This is a genomic window from Enterococcus ureasiticus (assembly GCF_001730285.1).
Taxonomy (GTDB): Bacteria; Bacillota; Bacilli; order Lactobacillales; family Enterococcaceae; genus Enterococcus_L; species Enterococcus_L ureasiticus.
This window is the reverse complement of the sequence record NZ_MIJZ01000014.1, coordinates 112476-132991: the sequence shown is the minus strand read 5'-3', so window position 1 is coordinate 132991 and position 20516 is coordinate 112476. Positions and strand designations below refer to the sequence as shown.

The window sequence follows — 20516 nt, the reverse complement described above, 5'->3', positions numbered from 1 at the left end:
GAACAAACAGTATGAGAAAAAAACTTGTAGAATTAGAAGAAAATTCATTATGGACCCACAGATAACTGGGCATACAATTTCAGAGTACCCAATGTTTAATTATATGTATTTTATATAGAAAATTTATTGATTCTATTTTTTATTACTGCTAACGATATAAAAAAACATATCCAACTATTATGCAAGATTTAATAGGGGCTCGTGAAAAGTATGCAGCTATCAAGACAAGTAACTAAAATTTAAGAAAAATGAATTAAACAAACTGATACGCTTATTGAAATTAGTCATGGTGATAAAGAAACGAAAACTTTTCTTGGGGGAATTTCTACTGGTCAGAAATTTAGTTCCCAAAATGATAAATCATAGAAAATCAAAGTAATCATTCTACTAATTTAACTCCAAAAAACATCTAAATCCCCCTCAAAAAAAATCCTTACAAACTAACACTAAAAAAAAAGTTCGTTTTGTAGTATAATTTTCAGGGATAGAGGAAAGGCGGGGAAGTCTATGAAAAATAATCAGACATATGCAGTAGTTGATTTAGAAACAACTGGGACCGATCCATTGGTTGACCGGATTATTCAATTCGGCTGTGTACTGATCCAAGAAGGAAAAATCATTTCCCGTTTTGCGACTGACATTAATCCTAATCAGGCCATCTCTAAGCAGATTCAGCAGCTTACTGGTATTAGTAATTCTCGTGTACAAAAAGCGCCTTATTTTGAAGATGTGGCCTTAACGATTTATAATTTATTAGCGGATACCGTATTTGTTGCGCATAATATCTATTTCGATTATTCCTTTCTCACACAGGAATTGCTTCGTTGCGGTACACCTAAATTAAAGATTCCCGGAATTGATACAGTTGAGCTAGCTCAGATATTTTTACCAACAGAAAAAAGTTTTCGTTTAGGCGATTTATCTGAAAGTTTAGGTCTGATTCATGATAATCCTCACCAAGCAGATAGCGATGCACAGGTAACTGCCGAACTTTTATTATTGATCGAAGCGAAAATGCGTCGCTTGCCATTGATTACGATGGAAGCAATCGATCGTTTGAGTCAGCAAACAGGAATGGATACAAGTTCTTATATCCATCATATATATGAAGAAATGAAACAGGATATTCAACCGCTATCTAAAGAACAGCATGTTGTGTCTGGAATTGCTCTGAGGAGAAAAGAAGTTCCGTTATATGAAGAAAAGTTGTACGGAAAACCGAGTTTCCCCAAAAAGAAAAAAGCGAAAGAAAAAGTTTTCGCAGATACGATCGGCTATCGTTCAGAACAAAGCCGGATGATGAATTTAGTTTATGACCATTTTACGAATGACGAGAATAAAAATTTATTTATTGAAGCAGCGACAGGAACAGGAAAAACGCTAGGTTATTTATTCCCATTAAGCTACTTAGCAACACCAGATAACCCTGTTATTATTAGCACTGTTTCAATCGTGTTGCAAAATCAATTAACAGAGAAAGATATTCCGTTAGCAAATCAAATTTGTCCAAAACCAATTCAAGCTGTGATCATTAAGAGTCATCGTCACTATATTGATTTGCAACGGTTTCAAGCTACGTTGAAAAATCCGATACAGCAAAAACAATACGCATTATATCAAATGGGTGTTTTGGTTTGGCTGGTGGAAACAGAGACAGGGGATCTTGATGAACTTCAATTAACGAACTTTAACCATATTTTTTGGCGCGATGTTGCCCATCGTGGGATTGATTTTTTATCGGATCAAGATTCGTTATATCAAGAAGATTTTGTTCGTTTTCTTTATAAAAAAGTCAGACAAAGTAATGTATTGATCGTTAATCATGCATTTTTAGCACAGGAAACGCTTAGAGAAGTTCCACTTCTGCCTAAAAGTTCCTATCTGATTATCGATGAAGCGCATCATCTGCCAGATATTGCTGGGAAGATTGCGAATCGTCAATTTAACTATGTTTCCTTTAAAAAACAAGCAACTCTTTATCTAGAAGAAGATCAGCTGTTTGATCAAGTGAATCAAATTTTCAAATCAGAAACACAAGAACAGCGATTATTGCGAATTTATTCTAAAGCCCTGAATGACTTAGTGGAAGAGTTTAGTGATTTATTTTACGAAATAAATCAGTTGTTTAAAAACGATAAGCAGCCGAATTTGGAAGCGACACTGTTGACTAAGCCAATATTCGATCACTTATCATTGAATGGAGAGACTTCGATTCAAAAGATTGAGATTCTCTTAACTGAAATGCAAGAAATTCAAAAGAGATTGCAGCAGTCGATTGTTGATGAGTTGGAAAAGTATACAGCATCTGAGCGGATTATATTCGTTAGCTTACTGCAATTCTTTGAGCGGATCGAATTTCTTTATAAATGTTTTGATATTTATGTCAATGAATGGCATCCACGTTGGATCAAAGAATACAATACCACGCCTCAAGGATACGGATTACTTGCAATCAACGATTTAGAGGCGAGTATTTTGCCGGAAACGACTTGGTATGGACGCTATCAACGGATTTTATACACAGGTGGCACACTGAAATTTGGGAATGATAAGAAGTATTTGCCTACTAAATTAGGCTTGACGGATGTTTTGTTTAAAACGTTACCTGACCCTTATGATTATGCACAAAATGCTCGCTTGTATATTCCAACTGAAGCCATAGCGATCAGTCAAGCGAACGCTGCAGAATTTTCAGCGTATATCGCATCTGTAATCCAAGAATTGACACAGGAACAGGATCGTTCCATGCTGGTCTTATTTACGTCACATGAGATTTTATCCAGTGTTTATTATCGTTTACATCCTCAATTTCTAAATGGGGGAAGAGAGCTTTTAGCTCAGGGAATCAGTGGTAGTCGGGAAAAAATTCTTAAACGTTTTGCTCATTCAAAAAATAGTGTTTTACTTGGTGCGGATAGTTTTTGGGAAGGCGTTGATTTACCCGGAGAGACGTTGTCACTGTTGATCGTGACACGCTTACCATTTGAAAATCCCAAACGACCTTTTGTCAAAGCACGGTATGATTATCTTGAAGAAAAAGGAATTAATCCCTTTACGCATGAGGCTTTGCCTAAAGCCGCTTTACGTTTACGACAAGCATTAGGACGTTTGATTCGTTCTGATGGTGATAAAGGAGCTTTACTCGTTTTGGATAGACGATTAGTGACAGCAAAGTATGGGAAGCGTATGTTAAAAGCCTTACCGAAAGATTTATCAGTGAAAGAAGAACCTTTAGCAAAAATAGTGTCAGAGCTAAAGGGATTTTTAAATAAATAAATTTAACTACTATCTATTAAATCAAACTGATTTTCTGCTATAATGGTAGCCAGTAAGTTTGGAAAGGGCGATAAGATTGCAAGAACAAGAAGATCACAATGAAGCAAGAAAAACCAAGATCCTAGTAAGTGTAATTGCGGTGTTATTAGTGATTATTGTCATGATCACTATTTTCTATATTCGCTCAACACATCCAAGAACACAAGCGAAAAAAGAAGCGACAGAAATTGCAAAAGAATATGCACATTTGGAAACAGTCGATAACTTTTATTGGTTTACCCGAAAAGATACCTACTTTAGTGTGACGGGTAAAGATGATAAAGGCGAAGAATTGGCTGTGATTATCCCGAAAAAGGGAGACAAAGTAACTGTTTTAAATCAAAAAGATGGTGTGGAAGAAGGGCATATCCGCCAGATTATTGAAACAGACTATAAAGAAAAGAATATCCAAAAAATCAGCTTGGGCTTATATAACGAAAAACCTACTTGGGAAGTCGTTACAAAAAATGATGACGGGTCATTGAGTTATTATCTGTTATCATTTGAAAAAGCGGAAGAGATCATGATCATCAAAAATGTCTGACGAGACAGTTTTATGAGGAAATTTGTAAAATCCAAGAAAAATGGGGATAGGAAAGTAGCTTGTTTGTTAGCGTTGAACACTTTCGTATTAGCCACTAAAAAATGAATGGAGCGATAATATGGATATATCAAGACGTGCACAAAAATTAGAACCCTCTGTTACGCTAGCGGCTTCTGCTAAAGCCAATGCATTAAAAGCGGAAGGCAAAGACGTTCTAAGTTTAACTGTGGGTGAACCAGATTTTACTACACCTAAAAATATTCAACAAGCAGCAATTCAAGCTATCGAAAGCGGAAAAGCAAGCTACTATACGCCTTCTGCCGGTATCAAGGAATTGCGAGAAGCGGTTGTAAAATATATTGAAACGTATTATCATCTGAGTTATCAGGCAAAAAATGTGATTGTAACAGATGGTGCAAAATTTGCTTTGTATCTCCTTTTTCAAGCGGTATTGAATCCCAATGATGAAGTGATTATCCCAGTGCCGTATTGGGTAAGTTACGGAGAACAAGTTAAATTAGCTGAGGGCGTACCAGTCTTTATCTCATGTGCTCAGGAAAAAGAATTTAAAGTAACCGTGGAACAACTAGAAGAAGCCAGAACAGATAAAACGAAATTATTGATTTTAAATTCACCTTCTAATCCAACGGGAATGATTTATTCCGAAGCAGAATTACGTGAAATCGGTGAGTGGGCTGTACAAAATGATATTTTGATCGTATCAGATGATATCTACGGCAGACTGGTTTATAATGGAGCCACGTTTACACCCATAGCTACTTTATCTGAAGCAATCAGAAAACAAACGATCATTATCAATGGTGTTTCTAAAAGCTATGCGATGACAGGCTGGCGCATTGGGTATGCGGTAGGGGATGAAACGATTATCTCAGCAATGAATGATATTGCATCACAATCGACCAGTAATCCCACGGCTGTCAGCCAATATGCAGCAATCGAAGCATTGATTGGAGAACAAGATACCGTCGAAATCATGAGACAAGCATTTGAAGCACGTTTAAATGAGATTTACCCGCTGTTTGCAGCATTACCTGGATTCAAACTAGAGAAACCGCATGGTGCATTTTACCTATTTCCAAACATCAAAGAAACATTAAGGATGTGTGGCTACACAGATGTGACCAAATGGGTAGACGATCTACTATCTGAAGCGCAAGTAGCTCTTGTTACAGGTGCAGGATTTGGCGCACCAGAAAATGTTCGGATCAGTTATGCTACAGATTTGGAGACATTAAAAGAAGCAGTCAAACGGATCAAAGCGTTTATTGAGAAAAAATCAATTAAATAAAATACTTAATTCGGGATAGGTAAAAGAATAAATGAATGGAGAGACGATCGTGGAACAAATTCAAATTATTGATTCAAAAAATCATGTAGGGGAAACCGTAAAAATAGGTGCTTGGATTGCCAACAAACGTTCAAGTGGAAAAATTGCCTTTCTACAATTACGTGATGGAACAGCATATTTTCAAGGAATTGTGGTAAAAAGTGAAGTTCCAGAAGAAGTCTTTCAGTTAGCAAAAAGCCTAACACAAGAAACCTCTGTATGGATCACTGGTGAAATCAGAGAAGATAGCCGTTCAAAATTTGGTTATGAAATTGGTGTAACAGGGATCGAAGTCATCGGTGAAAGTCATGATTATCCAATCACGCCAAAAGAACACGGAACAGACTTTTTGATGGACCACCGTCACTTATGGCTACGTTCGTCACGTCAGCATGCTATCATGCAAATCCGTAACGAAATTATCCGTGCGACATATGAATTTTTCAATAACAACAACTTTGTGAAAATCGATCCGCCGATTCTAACTGCCAGCACAGCAGAAGGTACGACTGATTTATTTGAAACAAACTATTTTGATCAAAAAGCGTATCTATCTCAAAGTGGACAGTTATACATGGAAGCAGCCGCTTTAGCTTTCGGTAAAGTTTTCTCATTTGGCCCAACTTTTAGAGCAGAAAAATCAAAAACGCGTCGTCACTTGATCGAATTTTGGATGATCGAACCAGAAATGGCGTTTATGCATCAAGAAGAAAGTTTAGAAGTACAAGAGCAATACGTAGCGTTTCTAGTTCAAAGTGTATTAGACAATTGTGATCATGCTTTAGACGTTTTAGAACGTGATAGAGAAGTCTTGAAAAAATATACTCAATTACCATTTCCACGTATTTCATATGATGAAGCAGTTGAGTTATTGAAGAAAAATGGGTTTGACGATATTGAGTGGGGCGATGATTTTGGCTCACCGCATGAAACATTTATTGCCAACTCATTTGACCGTCCAGTCTTCATTTTAAACTATCCAAAAGCAATCAAAGCATTTTATATGAAACCACATCCTACTCGTGATGATGTCGTGATTTGTGCAGATATGATCGCACCAGAAGGGTATGGCGAAATCATTGGTGGTTCTGAAAGAGCAATCGACCATGATTACTTATTAGAGCAAATTCGTAACCACAATCTAGATGAAAAAGAATATTCTTGGTATTTAGATTTGCGTCGTTACGGTTCTGTTCCGCATTCAGGCTTTGGTCTAGGTTTAGAACGTACAGTTACTTGGTTAGCAGGAATCGAGCATGTTCGTGAAGCAAGCCCATTCCCACGTTTATTAAACCGTATTTACCCATAGAAATATAAAAGTGAAGTTAGTCGTTGAAAGAAGCATCGTGCTTTGTTTTGGCGACTAATTTTTATAGAAATACAAACGCCCAGTTAAAATTGCAGCAAGAAAAAAGAAAATATAAGGCAAATTGTTTAGAATTCCGCTTTTTTATGGTAGAATTGACAGAAAGTAGAATAAAGGAATGACTCGAATGGAAAACCCAACTCAAATTAAAAGAAAACATTTTCGTTTTCCAGCTTATGACGATGACTTAGGCGTGAAATTAGTTTCTGAAAATAAACGAACATTGTTTCAAGAAGAACCAATGCTCACTAATATGGGGACGCAAACACCGAAACAAACAGTAAAACAGCAAAGTTCCCCTGTAATAGATCCGATAAGTGTTCAACCAATGCTACAAAAACAATCGACACAGACAAATAATCAACATGTTTCCCACAGCCAAGAACAAGTAGCAGAATTAGCCCGTCATAAATCTAATTTGCCTAATTATATGATGACTCATAATAAAACGACGTCACCAAAACAAAAAAGTAATCTATTTGGCAACATGCCTAAAAGAAGTTCGTATGGTTTCGGTTCTCAGCAATCTCCAAATAAAAATAAAGCGGCGTTTTCAAAGGATTTTACTTATGATACCCGTTCCTATTTTGTACCGAAATATATTCCAGCTTCTGTCATTCCAGAAGAAAAAAAACCCACTTTGACTGAACAAGAATTAGCAGATGCTATGAAAAAGGATCAAAATTCTTATTTACTTTTTGACGATGAACCAGCAGCCTTTCAAGTGAAAGGGAATGAAGACCCTACAGTTCAAAAATTCAACATTCCTAAAGGTTCGCCTGAAATTCCGGTAACAAGACGTCAATATCAACAAATCAAACCTGATATGGAACGATTTGGTAAAGAAGAAGATATTAGCCATACATTACCGCGCTCTCGAAAAGAACTGAAAACAGCGAAAGAAAATGCCAAAAGCCAAACAGCATACGGTCAAAAAGTAGCTGAAGCAGAACAGGATAAAAAACGTGGCATCTTGGATAAGTCCTTAAGTGGTATTATTGAAGACTCAAGTATGGAGTTAGAAAACAGCAAATATTTTAAATAGAAATGCTTCGTTTAAAATCTATACTAGCTTATTTCTAAAGTCTATCAATTGTTTTGTCTCCTTTGATATGGACTCAAAAATTATAAATAGATTACCTAACTAGTTGGTTAGTATGGCTTCGGTATTGTACCGGAAATCATACTAATCTTTTTTTATAGACTAATAACGTATTGTATTTAAAAACAACAGATCCAATTTTTCAAGTAGAAAATGATTACCAAAGTAAAATAACCCATTTCCGTCTCAAATATATTATCTTATTTTGAATAGAAAAATGTTCACAATTGGAGTGTTGAATAACTGAGTTATAGATTGAGCTATAGGATGGGGGAGAAATAATATGAAAAGAAAAATAGTCTACCTATCCATAGTTACACTTAATTTTTGCTCGTTAATTTACATAAATATCTCAAAGCGTACTGTTACAAGAATAAAGGCAGAGTACGTGTTTCCCCCACCAATTACGAATGATGCAGGTTTATCAAAGACTGATTTGTTGAAATATGAGGGATGAATTCCACTTGTAAATGATAAATCGCTTCCTCAAAAACCTACACTTCTTCCTGGATATTGGCAAGATGATACTCCAACTAAGTTTACAATGAAAAAAGAGAATAATCTTACAACTACCATAATTGTCATACCTTCTCGTTCTGCAAAAGCGACTGTAAAGTAAGTCGTTGATACAAAACTTGGAAAAATCTATCAAATTTCGGCAAGGGCATACACTTTTATTATGACTAGTGGAGCTGCAGGAAACCGCAATAGTAAATACGATTTGTCAGTTTTTCTGGGAATAGGTAGACCCAAATTAAATTCATTTTATTATTACGAAGTGGAAGAGGACCGTGCATTTAGTCAAAGTATGCATCATATTATAATAATAAGTCTAGGAATTGGAATACTGGTGGTATTACGAGTGTAACTTTGGCTGATTTTGCTCATGCTATTGAAGAGTCTAAGATACTAATAGAGTATTTATTTACAGATAGTAGTCATACAGCAATTAAGCTTAGTACTACACAACTTAAAATAGATAAGGCGAAAAAAAAGCATCAGATATAGTTTTTCAAGATAAAGAAGACATGAAGTACATGACGGAAGAAAAAGAAATTGAAATTTATCGACAAAAAGGTCAATCTGACCATCGTTTGCAAGAATTTGACTTTGGTAAAGAGAGTGATCAGCAATTTTTATTGAAGATGATGCCTGGAAGCTTGATGAAAGATAAAATATACAGTGCTCAAATTTTGTGGACAATAGAGCTAGGTCCTAAATGCATCAATCAATGAGATGAGACAATAGTGCATAGCTTAAAGAAATCAGCTAGTATTCACCAAAGCTTTTGTGTCAGAGTTATTTCGTTGTATGGAGACATAATTAGCAAAACAGCATCATCGAGCTAGATAAGTGTTTTCATCTTTCTTAGTAATTATCTGGCTGTTTTGGGTTGATTATTTTGGGGATTTGTACGATAATGGGGAACGTACAATTTTATAAAAACGATGACATTAATTTTTATATATAGCGAGTAAGAGAAGAGGATTATCATGGATAAAAAAGAAAACGTATTGTATCATTTTGTTGGAATCAAGGGATCAGGTATGAGTTCATTAGCACTTGTATTATTTGAAAAAGGGTTAAGTGTACAAGGTTCTGATGTAGAAGAGTATTTCTTTACACAACGTGATTTAGAAAAATCTGGTATTACTATTTTACCTTTCGATAAAGAAAACATCACAAAAGACATGATCGTGATAGCAGGGAATGCATTCCCTGATACACATGAAGAATTAGTTCGTGCAAAAGAATTAGGAGCGGAAATCATTCGTTATCATGATTTTATTGGACGTTTCATTCAGCCGTTTACAAGTGTAGCTGTGACGGGCTCACATGGGAAAACGAGCACAACAGGCTTATTGTCTCATGTATTGACTGGAATCGCACCAACAAGCTATCTGATTGGAGACGGGACAGGTCATGGTGATCCCAATGCTGAATTTTTCGCATTTGAAGCGTGTGAGTATCGCCGTCATTTCCTAGCCTATTCTCCAGATTATGCGATTATGACAAATATTGATTTTGACCATCCTGATTATTTTAAGAGTATCGAAGATGTATTTTCTGCTTTTCAAACAATGGCGAAACAAGTGAAAAAAGGGATTTTTGCTTATGGTGATGATAAGTATCTACGTCAATTAAAAGCTGATGTTCCAGTATACTATTATGGACTAGCAGATGATGATGATATTCAAGCTAAAAATATTAAACGGACAACACAAGGTTCCTCTTTCGATGTTTATCACAATGAAGAATTTGTTGGGCACTTTGTATTACCAGCATTTGGTCAACACAATATCATGAACGCATTAGGCGTGATTGCTGTAGCTTATTTTGAAGATTTGGATATGGATAAAGTAGCACAAGAGATGCTGACTTTTGAAGGTGTAAAACGTCGTTTTACAGAGAAAAAAGTTTCAGACATGATCATTGTGGATGATTATGCTCACCATCCAACAGAAATCATAGCAACAATCGATGGCGCTCGTCAAAAATACCCAGATAAAGAAATCATTGCTGTGTTTCAACCGCACACCTTCACACGTACGATTGCCTTGATGGATGATTTTGCTGAAGCCTTGGATTTAGCGGATGCTGTATATCTTTGTGATATTTTTGGATCTGCTAGAGAACAAAAAGGCGATGTAAAAATCGAAGATTTAGGGAATAAAATCCAAAAAGGTGGACAAGTCATCAAAGAAGATAACGTATCTCCGCTTTTAGATCATGAGAATGCTGTAATGGTCTTCATGGGTGCAGGCGATGTTCAGAAATTTGAACAAGCATATGAAACGCTATTAAGTAATACGACTAGAAGTGTTTTATAATTATATAGCTAAATTTATTTCTTAATCAGAATAAACGGCGGGAAAAAAGCAACTCCTTCGGAAATAAGCTGAAATTCACAAAAATTTGAAGAACAATTTTCGTGAATTCCTTCTTATTTCTCGGAGCTAAACGCTTTTTTACCTGCCTCTTCTTTTTAACTTGCCTTTTATCGTCATTTTGGTACAATTATCTTATCATTAGTGGAGGTGTACTAATTTGAATATCGGAAAACCGAGAAAATTAGGCAAAACCATCGAAGATATTGAGGAAGGCGATTCGCTGTCTTTAACCGAATCGATCGAAGATAAAGAGTTGCTCCTTTATTTGGGCTTAACAAACGATGCCAATCCCTTATATATCCAACATGATTATGCCCAAAAAACAGAATATGGCAAACCAATCGTACCATCGATCATGCTGATGGGAATCATCACGAGTGCAATTTCAAAGCATTTACCAGGACCAGGATCTCATGTGGTGAATTTTTCTGTGAACTTTGTGGAACCCGTTTTTCATTACGAAACATTGACGTTTCAGTTTGAAGTGATCAAGGTAGATAAAATGAAAGATGTTGTGACAATTTCGATTGAAGTCGTAAATGAGGAAGAAGATCGAGTACTTGATGCGGTCGTAATGGTGCAGCCCCCTCAAGTTACAATAACAGATTTAGAAGAGAAAGAAGGAGAAATAGATGAATAATGGAGCAGTAGTAAATGCCGGAATAAACAAGTTTTATTCAAAGATTTATGCATTTTTAGCGATGGGAATCGGAGTTAGTGCGCTGGTATCCTATCTGATTTTAAATGTTTACCCAATCGTTTTAGTAACATTGTTGCATTCAACAGCTTTGTTTTTTGGTTTATGGATCGCCCAAATTGGACTAGTCATATTTCTAGGTGTTAAAGCACAAAAGAATCCTACTTTAGCGATTAGTGGCTTTTTGGTTTATTCCATTTTAAATGGTGTGACAATATCTGCGACACTACTATTATACGCACAAGCAACTGTGGTTAGTGCCTTTGTAAGTGCAGCAGCAACTTTTGGCGCAATGTCATTAGTAGGAATGTTTACAAAAAAAGATTTATCTGCAATGGGCCACGCTGCTTACAGTGCGTTGATCGGAATTATCATTGCGATGGTGATTAATTTCTTTTTCTTACGCAGTAGCGCAGTATCATTCTTCATCTCTATTTTGATGGTACTGATCTTTGCTGGAATCACAGCTTATGATAATCAAAGAATTCGCCAAGTTTATAACGAATCAGGTGGACAAGCAGGAACTGGTATCGCAGTATTCTTCGCGTTACAATTATACCTTGATTTTATCAACTTATTCTTAGCTTTCTTACGAATTTTTGGTAAAAACAATTAATCCAATGAAACTAAATCAACAGTATCTAGAGAAATCTAGATACTGTTTTTTTGTTTATATAGATATTTATACACAAAATGAAAATTATAATGAATTAAAATTCTTTATTTAGTAAAAATGTGATATAAAATGCATTGACTAACCTGGTGCTTTGATTTATACTTTTATAAAATCAGAGAAATACAGATGATTATCAATGTATGGGATGGTGTAAATGATGGAAGTGTATGAAAAAGTGCCAAAGGGATTTCAGTTTTACGGGACGCATGTTGGGATAAAGAAAAAAAGAAAAGATTTTGGGCTGATCGTAGCAGATAAAGTTTGTCATGCTGCGGCAGTTTTTACAAAAAATACATTTTGCGGAGAATGTATTCCTATCGGGAAAGACCACGTGAAAAATACTGAATTGCAGGCTGTAGTGGTGACGAGCGGTATTGCTAATGTTGCAACTGGTAAAATTGGTAGAGAAAATGAGTATAAAATTTTAGAAAAATTAGCGAATAAACTAACGATCGAAAAGGAAAATATCCTCCCTTCCTCTACGGGGGTAATAGGTCCGCAGCTACCGATTGAGCGCATTGAAAATTTTTTAGATGCAGAGCCGATCGTTTTAAAAGAGAATTATGAAGATTTTGCACAAGCTATTTTAACAACAGATAACCGAATCAAGGTTCGTAGCTTGAAAGTTGGAGAGGCTACGATTTTAGGAATCGTCAAAGGTTCAGGAATGATCGAACCAAATATGGCGACGATGTTGTCCTACATTTTGACTGATGCAAAAGTGGAAAAACAAGAGATTTATCCTATGTTGAAAATAGCAGTCGATCAATCTTTCAATACAATCAGTATCGATACGGATACAAGTACTAGTGACACAGTCGCATTTTTAGCCAGTGGGCACCATGAAGTCAAAAAAACAGAATTGCAAGAAGCGTTGAATCAAATCTGTAAAGGATTAGCATTAGATGTAGTAAAAGATGCTGAAGGCGCTACAAAGACGATGTTTGTGACAGTCAAAAATGCTGAAAGCAAAGAACAAGCAAAAAATGCCGGGAAATCGATCATCAACTCACCTTTAGTAAAGACTGCTTTATTTGGACATGATCCTAATTGGGGGCGTATAGCAATGGCTCTTGGTAAAACAGAAGGGTTGATTTTTGATCAAAATAAAGTAGAAATCTATTATGGACAGTATCCAATTTTTTCAACTAATAATGAAGAAAAACAAAACATCAACAAAATCGCTGAATACATTGAACAAAATGAGGACATTTATTTAACGGTCGATCTACATCAAGGCACAGAAAGTTTTGAAGTGATCGGTTGTGATTTAAGTTATGAGTATGTCAAAATAAATAGTGATTACTCGACTTGAGTATCTATCATTGCTGGTTGGACTCTTAGAAAAAGCATACAATTAGCTAGTCGGCCCCACCTTGATTCTAAATTTAAAAGTTTTACTTTCTTCTCTTTTATTTTACGAATGTATGTTCTATAATAAGGACAGAATAGGTGGGATCGAATATGCAGAATACGCAAAGAATCGCAGTCCGCAGATTAGTGGAGTTTATTTTGCGCAGAGGGAGTATCGACGCTAGACATACTAGCGAACATACCGCGTTAGAAGGCGCAAAGATCCATCGAAAACTTCAGAAAACAGCCGGTGAGAATTATCAAAAAGAAATCAAACTCGCTATTAACATAGAATTAAACCAGCAAACCTACATAATTGAAGGTCGTGCAGACGGCATTTTTATTGATGATACAAAACGAACTGTGATTGATGAAATCAAAACATCAGAACCTGCATTTTCAGAATTGTTAGAAGAACAAATCGACATGTATTGGTATCAAGTGATGTGTTATGGACATATTTATTGCCAGCAGGAAGACTTAGATGAAATCACGTTGCAATTGACCTATTATCAAACAACAACCGAAGAAATTACTCGACAAGAAAAGGAATTTACCAAAGAACAGTTAAAAGAATTCTTTGACGATCTGACTCAAAAATATGAACAATGGCTGATTTTCAAAGCCAATTGGCGTAAAATTCGGAACCGCTCATTACAAAAATTACCTTTTCCATATGGCGATTATCGGGCTGGCCAAAGGGAATTAGCTGTGGCTGTCTATAAAACAATTTTAAGTGATCAAAAATTATTTGTTGAAGCGCCAACTGGAACGGGAAAAACTATTTCGACTTTATTTCCAACACTAAAAGCAATTGGTGAAGAACAAGCAGAAAGAGCGTTCTATTTAACCGCTAAAACAATCACTCGCCAAGTAGCAGAAGATGCTGTAGAAGCGATGAAACAAAAGGATATGCAGCTAAAAAGTGTTACCTTAACAGCAAAAGATAAAATATGTTTCTTAACGGAACGAAACTGCACGCCGGAAGCTTGTCCTTTTGCTAATGGCTATTATGATCGTTTGAATGAAGGATTATGGGATCTGTTAAACAATGAAAATCAATTTACTCGTGAAATCATTGAACTCTATGCTCGTAAACATACCTTATGCCCGTTTGAACTTTCTTTAGATGTTAGTTTGTGGTGTGATTTAGTGATTTGCGATTATAATTATTTATTTGATCCTGTTGTTTATTTAAGACGTTTTTTTGAGGAGCAGACAGAAGTCAAAGAAAATATATTTTTAGTAGATGAGGTTCATAATTTAGTCAATCGCTCTAGAGAAATGTATTCGGCAGAATTGTCTAAAAGTAAGTTTTCAGCACTGAAACAAGTACTGGATAAGAATCAGACCAAGCTGATCCGAGCGCTTAACAAAATCGAAAAAGAATTTGAAAGAATCAAACAAGTTTGTGATGAAGAAGAAAAAGAATTTTTACATCAACATGCGCCAATCGATTCTCTTGTTAAAGCGGCGTATTCGCTAGCTGAAAAAATCAAAGAGTGGCTCCCAGAAAATCAAGATCATGCTGAGTTGAATCAAATCTTGTCTGTTTATTTTGAGTTGCTGAATTATACTAAAATCAGCGAAGGGTATGATGACCATTACTGCACGTATGTGAATTGTCAAAATTATGACATCATCGTCAAGCAATTTTGTATTGACCCAAACTATCTTTTACAGCAAAAACTAGACAAAGGAAAAGCCAGTATTTTATTTTCAGCAAGTTTAACGCCGTTAGATTATTATCAGGAAATTTTAGGTGGTGGAGAGGAAAGTTTACGTTATCGAATTCCCAGTCCGTTTCCAAAAGAAAACCAATTATTGGTGATCGAAAAATATATTCAAACGACCTATAAAGAACGTGTTAATAGCTATGAAAAAATCATTGAAAGTTTAACGAATATGATTCAGCAAAAGCAGGGAAATTATTTTGTTTTCTTTCCGTCCTATTCGTACATGGATATTATTTATGAAATGTTCCGAGAAAAAAATCCCCACGTCAAAACAAAAATACAAGCTAGCATGATGAATGAAGCAGAACGTGAAGCTTTTTTGGCTGATTTTGTTTTAGAACCGACAGAAACATTAATTGGTTTTTGTGTCTTAGGAGGGATTTTTTCAGAAGGGATCGATTTAAAAGGCAGTCGCTTGATCGGTACTGCAATTGTTGGAGTTGGATTACCGCAAATCAATCATGAGCAAGAATTGATCAAAGGTTATTATGATCAACAAAAAAATCAAGGATTTCAATTTGCGTATCAAATTCCTGGGATGAATAAAGTCTTGCAGGCGGCAGGTCGAGTGATTAGAGATATAGAGGATAGAGGGATCGTTTTGCTGTTGGATCAGCGATTTTCAACAGCTGCTGTTCAACGTTTTTTTCCGCCTCATTGGAATCAGGTTCAAACTTCTTATTCCCATGAACAGACAAAGGCGCTTATACAACAGTTTTGGCAATTGGATTAAGCAAATGATAATAGGAAAAAACGCGTCTTACTGGTATACTAAAACAGGAACTGATTTGTAGAAGCTACTCTTTATTTTTAATGATGTACAATGACTATAAAAAAGCCGAAGGTCTGATTATCGGCTCTTTTTTGAGCAAAAATTTACCAGTTTATTTAAATAAAATTATTGTTGGGAGACTAAAATATGAAAACAATCTTAGTATTACATACAGGCGGTACGATTTCGATGTCAAAAGAGGCAGATGGAAATGTCACGACAAACAACATGAATCCACTGCTCAACCAAGAAGAACTACTAGCAGGGAAAGTAAATTTGATTGTAGAACCGATTTTCAATATTCCTTCTCCTCACATGACCTTAGAACGGATGTTGGAATTAAAGGAACGTATTCAAAAAGCGTATACTGAAAATGTTGATGGAGTAGTGATCACTCATGGAACAGACACGTTAGAAGAAACAGCTTATTTTCTAGATATTACACTAGAAAATAAAATTCCAGTTGTACTAACAGGGGCTATGCGTTCTAGTAATGAAATTGGGACAGACGGATTATATAATTTTATTAGTGCAGTCTGGACGGCTTGCTCAGATGAATCTGTTGGCAAAGGGGTGTTGGTTGTGATGAATGATGAAATTCATACAGCTCGTTATGTGACGAAAACTCATACCACAAATGTTGCAACATTTCGGACCCCAACATTTGGTCCGATTGGTATGATTGCCAAGGAACGTACTTTTTTTGCTAGTGAAGTGCGTCCGCAAGAAGTTTGTGATATCCAAAATGTATCAGGTGAAGTTTATGTGATTAAAGCTTATGCTGGAATGGATGGCAGTTTGTTCGATTTAGTGGATAATGATCAGACAGATGGTATTGTGATAGAAGCATTAGGTGCTGGTAATCTTCCACCAGAGACTTTACCATCATTAGAACGTCTCTTAGCTAGAAATATCCCAATCGTTTTAGTATCCCGCTGTTCAAATGGAATCGCTGAGGATATTTATGATTATGAAGGTGGCGGCGTTAATTTAAAGAAAATGGGCATTATTTTTTCTAGAGGTTTAAACGGACCGAAAGCTCGAATCCGATTGATCGTCGGCTTAAACAGTGGGAAAGATCCACAGGCATTATCTGATTTCTTGAGTGAATAAATGAAAAAGCATAACGGGCTTAGAAACAAATTGTTTCAGCTAGTTATGCTTTTATATTAACGGAAATTCGTAAATTGTAATTCCACTGGTAAATCTAAATTTCTAAGCAACGTAATCACTTTCTGTAAATCATCACGGCTTTTCCCAGTTACTCTGATTTGATCTTCTTGAATCTGAGATTTAACTTTAATGCCGGAATTTTTGATAGCAACGTTGATTTTTTTAGCATTATCACGATCAATTCCGCTAATCAAATCACCATATTGACGGGCAGAACCGCCAAGTGCTTTTTCACTTGTTGAGAAGTGGATATTTTTAATAGGGACCTCACGTTTAACTAACTTACTGAACAAGACATCTTTTACTTGCTCGATTTTATAGTCATCTTCTGCGACCACGACTAATTTATTATTTTCTAATTTGATATCTGCGATTGATCCTTTGAAGTCAAAACGGTTTTTGATTTCTTTCAGTGCGATTTGGATAGAGTTTTTGACTTCTTCCATATTCATTTCGGATGTTACATCAAAACTTGCTTCTTTTGCTGCCATTGGATAAGCTCCTCTCATTATTTCTTACTTTTATAGTACCATTAATTAGGGAAGAAACAAGTATAAAATATTTTTAGGATAAAGATCAGTTCAAGAGAAGGGGAACGATAGAAAGGGCAATGAGTAAGACTAAAATAATCCTCATTTTCCTCTTTTTTTCTTTTCTTTTTTTTAGCAAACTGTTATCCTAATTCGAGGGATTTTATCTAAAGAAGCAAATATTGAAGCTCGAAAGAGTATTGAGGCAATTCATGTGAGGGGGAAGTTTTGGATGAGTAAGTGGGTTATTTCGTACAAACAAAGTGAGACATTGAAGAAGATTGCTGTTATTTTTGTTACTGGGATTTTAGTAGCAATCAGCTTGAACTTTTTTTTGATACCAGCTAAGGTTTTTTCTGCTGGAATGAATGGAGTTGCACAAATCATTGCAACGTTATTATATACACATCTTGGGATTACAATCGATACAGGTCTTTTTATTTTGTTATTAAATATTCCGATTTTTGTTTTAGGATTTATGAAACTTGGGAAAGAATCAACGATTTACAGTTTTTTAAATGTAGCATGGGTGTCACTGACAACAATTTTGATTCCAATCGAAGTGATCACGACGAATCCATTGATGAACGCGATTGTTGGCGGAGTTCTAATCGGGATTGGTGCAGGTCTATCGCTTAAAATGGGTTTTACAACTGGCGGAATGGATGTTATTTCATTGGTTCTATCGAAAACAACAGGTAAAACAGTTGGTAATTATATGTTCATGCTGAATGGAATCATTGTGGCTTTAGCTGGTTTTGTTTTTGATTGGGAAAGTGCGCTATATACGATTATTTCGATTTATTGTATGACTCAGGTGGTCGATACGATCCATACAAGTCATCAAAAAGTCACAGCTATGATTGTAACGGTTCAGCCTGAAGTTGTGACACAGGCAATTTCAAAACAAATGATTCGTGGGATGACTTTGTTGCCATCGATGGGTGGTTATTCTGGTGTTGAAGGACGTATGATCATGATGGTGATCACGCGTTATGAGTTGTATGATTTAGAACAAATCGTTTATGAAGTTGATGAAAATGCCTTTATGAATATTATTCCTACGCATTCTGTGTTAGGAAGATTTGCAAATGAAGATGAGCAACGTATTTTTAAAAGTACAGGGAGTTTCCCAGAGATGAAGAAATATAAGTCAAAACAAAAATAAAAGCGTCTTTTCGAATTCATCAAAAATTCTGATTTCAATCAGATTTTTGATGAATTTTTTTGATTTAAGCTTGTTGATAATTTACCTGATAAATTTCCCAGACGTTGACACTTTTTCTCTATCAGATAACTGGCTTCCCAGAAATTCTTAGAAGTATTGATAGCGCATTCATGCAATGCTATAACTAACATGTAAAACAAATAAAAAGAAGGAAGGTGTTTCGTTAGTGATGGAGAAAGTGCAGCGGTTTGGAGGAGCAATGTTTACTCCGGTCTTATTATTTTCATTTTCGGGAATTATGGTAGCGCTTGCGATTATATTTAAAAATCCAATGATCGTTGGAAATATTGCCAATGAAGGTACCGTTTGGTATGGTGTCTGGTCTGTTTTGGAAAGTGGAGCTTGGACTGTTTTTAATCAAATGGAGTTGCTATTTGTGATTGGATTACCGATTGGATTAGCTAAAAAAGCTAACGCTCGGGCAGCGATGGAAGCTTTTGTAATTTATCTGACCTGTAATTATTTTATCAGTAGCATGCTAGAATATTTCGGTCCGTTCTTTGGGGTTGATTTTTCCCAAGAAGTTGGTGGCGATAGTGGGATGAAACTGATTGCAGGTATCAAAACATTAGATACAGGGATTATTGGTGCTATTTTTATTTCAGCAATCGTGGTTTGGCTGCATAATCGTTACTTTGATACTAAGTTACCAGACTTTTTAGGTATTTTTCAAGGGTCATCGTTAGTAGTAATTTTAGGATTTTTCGCTATGTTGCCGATTGCTTTTCTGATTTGTTTGATTTGGCCGAAAATTCAAATGGGTATCAGTTCAATGCAGACATTCTTAGCGAGTGCAGGAACCTTTGGGGTTTGGTTGTATACGTTTTTGGAAAGAATTTTAATTCCTACAGGATTGCATCATTTCATTTATACACCGTTTGTTTTTGGACCAGCAGTTGTTGAAAATGGCATTACTAAATATTGGATGGCTCACTTAAATGAATATGCGCAAACAACAACACCACTTAAACAATTATTCCCACAAGGTGGTTTTGCTTTACATGGAAACTCGAAAATTTTTGCTTCACCTGGGATCGCAGCAGCATTTTACTTTACCGCAAAACCTGATAAGCGGAAAAAAGTGTTAGCTATTTTGATTCCTGTAACTTTGACTGCCGTTTTAGCTGGTATTACAGAACCATTGGAATTTACGTTCCTATTTGTTGCACCGCCATTATTTGTTTTACATGCTGTATTAGCTGCAACAATGGCTGCGACAATGTATTTCTTCGGTGTTGTAGGAGATATGGGTGGTGGCTTTATTGATTTATTGGCAAAAAACTGGATTCCGCTATTTGCAAATCATAAAGGGATGATTTTCACGCAATTGATTATTGGTTTATCCTTCACTTTGATCTATTTTGTCGTTTTTCGAGCGTTGATTTTGAAATTTAATTTCGCGACACCTGGAAGAGAAGAAGAAGACCAAGAAGTTAAATTGTATAGTAAAAAAGAATATAAAGAAGCGAAAAAAGCTGGAACTTTGGGCGAGGTTGCTATGGCCGGTGCAAATCAATATACAGAACAAGCAGCCGTTTATTTAGAAGCGTTTGGCGGTAGTGATAATATCGAAAAGGTCAATAATTGTGCGACTCGTTTAAGAATTACAGTGAAAGATGAAGGAATTGTTTTACCTGATAGTGCATTTAAAGAAGGTGGGGCTCATGGCGTTGTTAGAAGTGGTAGCGCATTTCAAGTGATCGTTGGTTTAGATGTCCCTCAAGTAAGAGAGCAATTCGAGAACTTATTAGCATTAGGAAATGAAAATCAAATAAATGAATAAAA

Annotated in this window: 15 protein-coding genes; 14 read left to right on the top strand and 1 reads right to left on the bottom strand. The window is 35.8% G+C overall.

Annotated elements, in window-relative coordinates; genetic code table 11:
• Positions 1-507 precede the first annotated feature (507 nt).
• From BCR21_RS11440 to BCR21_RS11385, 12 genes are all read left to right on the top strand, one after another.
• On the top strand, positions 508-3276 hold the full coding sequence (locus BCR21_RS11440) for a helicase C-terminal domain-containing protein (protein WP_069646592.1): 2769 nt from the start codon (positions 508-510) through the stop codon (positions 3274-3276).
• Between the two features lie 76 nt (positions 3277-3352).
• Entirely contained in the window at positions 3353-3859 is a 507-nt protein-coding gene (locus BCR21_RS11435) for a cell wall elongation regulator TseB-like domain-containing protein (protein ID WP_069646591.1), read from the top strand.
• A 118-nt stretch (positions 3860-3977) separates the two neighbouring features.
• Entirely contained in the window at positions 3978-5168 is a 1191-nt protein-coding gene (locus BCR21_RS11430; RefSeq protein WP_069646590.1) for a pyridoxal phosphate-dependent aminotransferase, read from the top strand.
• Between the two features lie 49 nt (positions 5169-5217).
• Positions 5218-6516 carry an asparagine--tRNA ligase gene (gene asnS, locus BCR21_RS11425; protein WP_069646821.1) on the top strand — a complete coding sequence of 433 codons (1299 nt, stop codon included), beginning with the start codon at positions 5218-5220 and terminating at the stop codon, positions 6514-6516.
• A gap of 175 nt (positions 6517-6691) precedes the next feature.
• Positions 6692-7618, top strand: a complete 927-nt coding sequence (locus BCR21_RS11420; RefSeq protein WP_455326419.1) for a hypothetical protein — start codon at positions 6692-6694, stop codon at positions 7616-7618.
• A gap of 1085 nt (positions 7619-8703) precedes the next feature.
• The gene (locus tag BCR21_RS11415) at positions 8704-8910 is read left to right on the top strand and encodes a hypothetical protein (RefSeq protein WP_139125656.1); all 207 of its coding nucleotides are present in this window, start codon (positions 8704-8706) and stop codon (positions 8908-8910) included.
• A gap of 258 nt (positions 8911-9168) precedes the next feature.
• A complete protein-coding gene (murC, locus tag BCR21_RS11410) occupies positions 9169-10506 on the top strand; it encodes a UDP-N-acetylmuramate--L-alanine ligase (RefSeq protein ID WP_069646587.1) in 1338 nt (445 codons plus the stop codon).
• A gap of 217 nt (positions 10507-10723) precedes the next feature.
• On the top strand, positions 10724-11206 hold the full coding sequence (locus BCR21_RS11405; protein WP_069646586.1) for a MaoC family dehydratase: 483 nt from the start codon (positions 10724-10726) through the stop codon (positions 11204-11206).
• Positions 11199-11879, top strand: a complete 681-nt coding sequence (locus BCR21_RS11400; protein ID WP_069646585.1) for a Bax inhibitor-1/YccA family protein — start codon at positions 11199-11201, stop codon at positions 11877-11879. Before BCR21_RS11405 ends, BCR21_RS11400 begins: the two co-directional genes overlap by 8 nt.
• 214 nt (positions 11880-12093) lie before the next feature.
• Positions 12094-13254 (top strand): bifunctional glutamate N-acetyltransferase/amino-acid acetyltransferase ArgJ, encoded by a 1161-nt coding sequence (argJ, locus tag BCR21_RS11395; RefSeq protein WP_240488094.1) that lies wholly within the window; start codon positions 12094-12096, stop codon positions 13252-13254.
• Between the two features lie 149 nt (positions 13255-13403).
• Complete coding sequence (locus BCR21_RS11390; protein ID WP_069646584.1) at positions 13404-15761, top strand: ATP-dependent DNA helicase; 2358 nt, start codon at positions 13404-13406, stop codon at positions 15759-15761.
• A gap of 186 nt (positions 15762-15947) precedes the next feature.
• Complete coding sequence (locus tag BCR21_RS11385; protein WP_069646583.1) at positions 15948-16913, top strand: asparaginase; 966 nt, start codon at positions 15948-15950, stop codon at positions 16911-16913.
• Between the two features lie 56 nt (positions 16914-16969).
• On the opposite strand, the gene BCR21_RS11380 is transcribed toward BCR21_RS11385, so the two are convergent.
• Complete coding sequence (locus BCR21_RS11380) at positions 16970-17464, bottom strand: YajQ family cyclic di-GMP-binding protein (protein WP_069646582.1); 495 nt, start codon at positions 17462-17464, stop codon at positions 16970-16972.
• A 271-nt stretch (positions 17465-17735) separates the two neighbouring features.
• Here BCR21_RS11380 and BCR21_RS11375 point away from each other — a divergent pair, with 271 nt between their 5' ends.
• Together BCR21_RS11375 and BCR21_RS11370 are read left to right on the top strand one after the other, a co-directional pair.
• Entirely contained in the window at positions 17736-18671 is a 936-nt protein-coding gene (locus BCR21_RS11375; protein ID WP_069646581.1) for a YitT family protein, read from the top strand.
• A gap of 226 nt (positions 18672-18897) precedes the next feature.
• Positions 18898-20514, top strand: coding sequence for an alpha-glucoside-specific PTS transporter subunit IIBC (locus tag BCR21_RS11370; RefSeq protein WP_069646580.1), 1617 nt, complete (start codon positions 18898-18900; stop codon positions 20512-20514).
• The last annotated feature ends 2 nt before the right edge of the window (positions 20515-20516 follow it).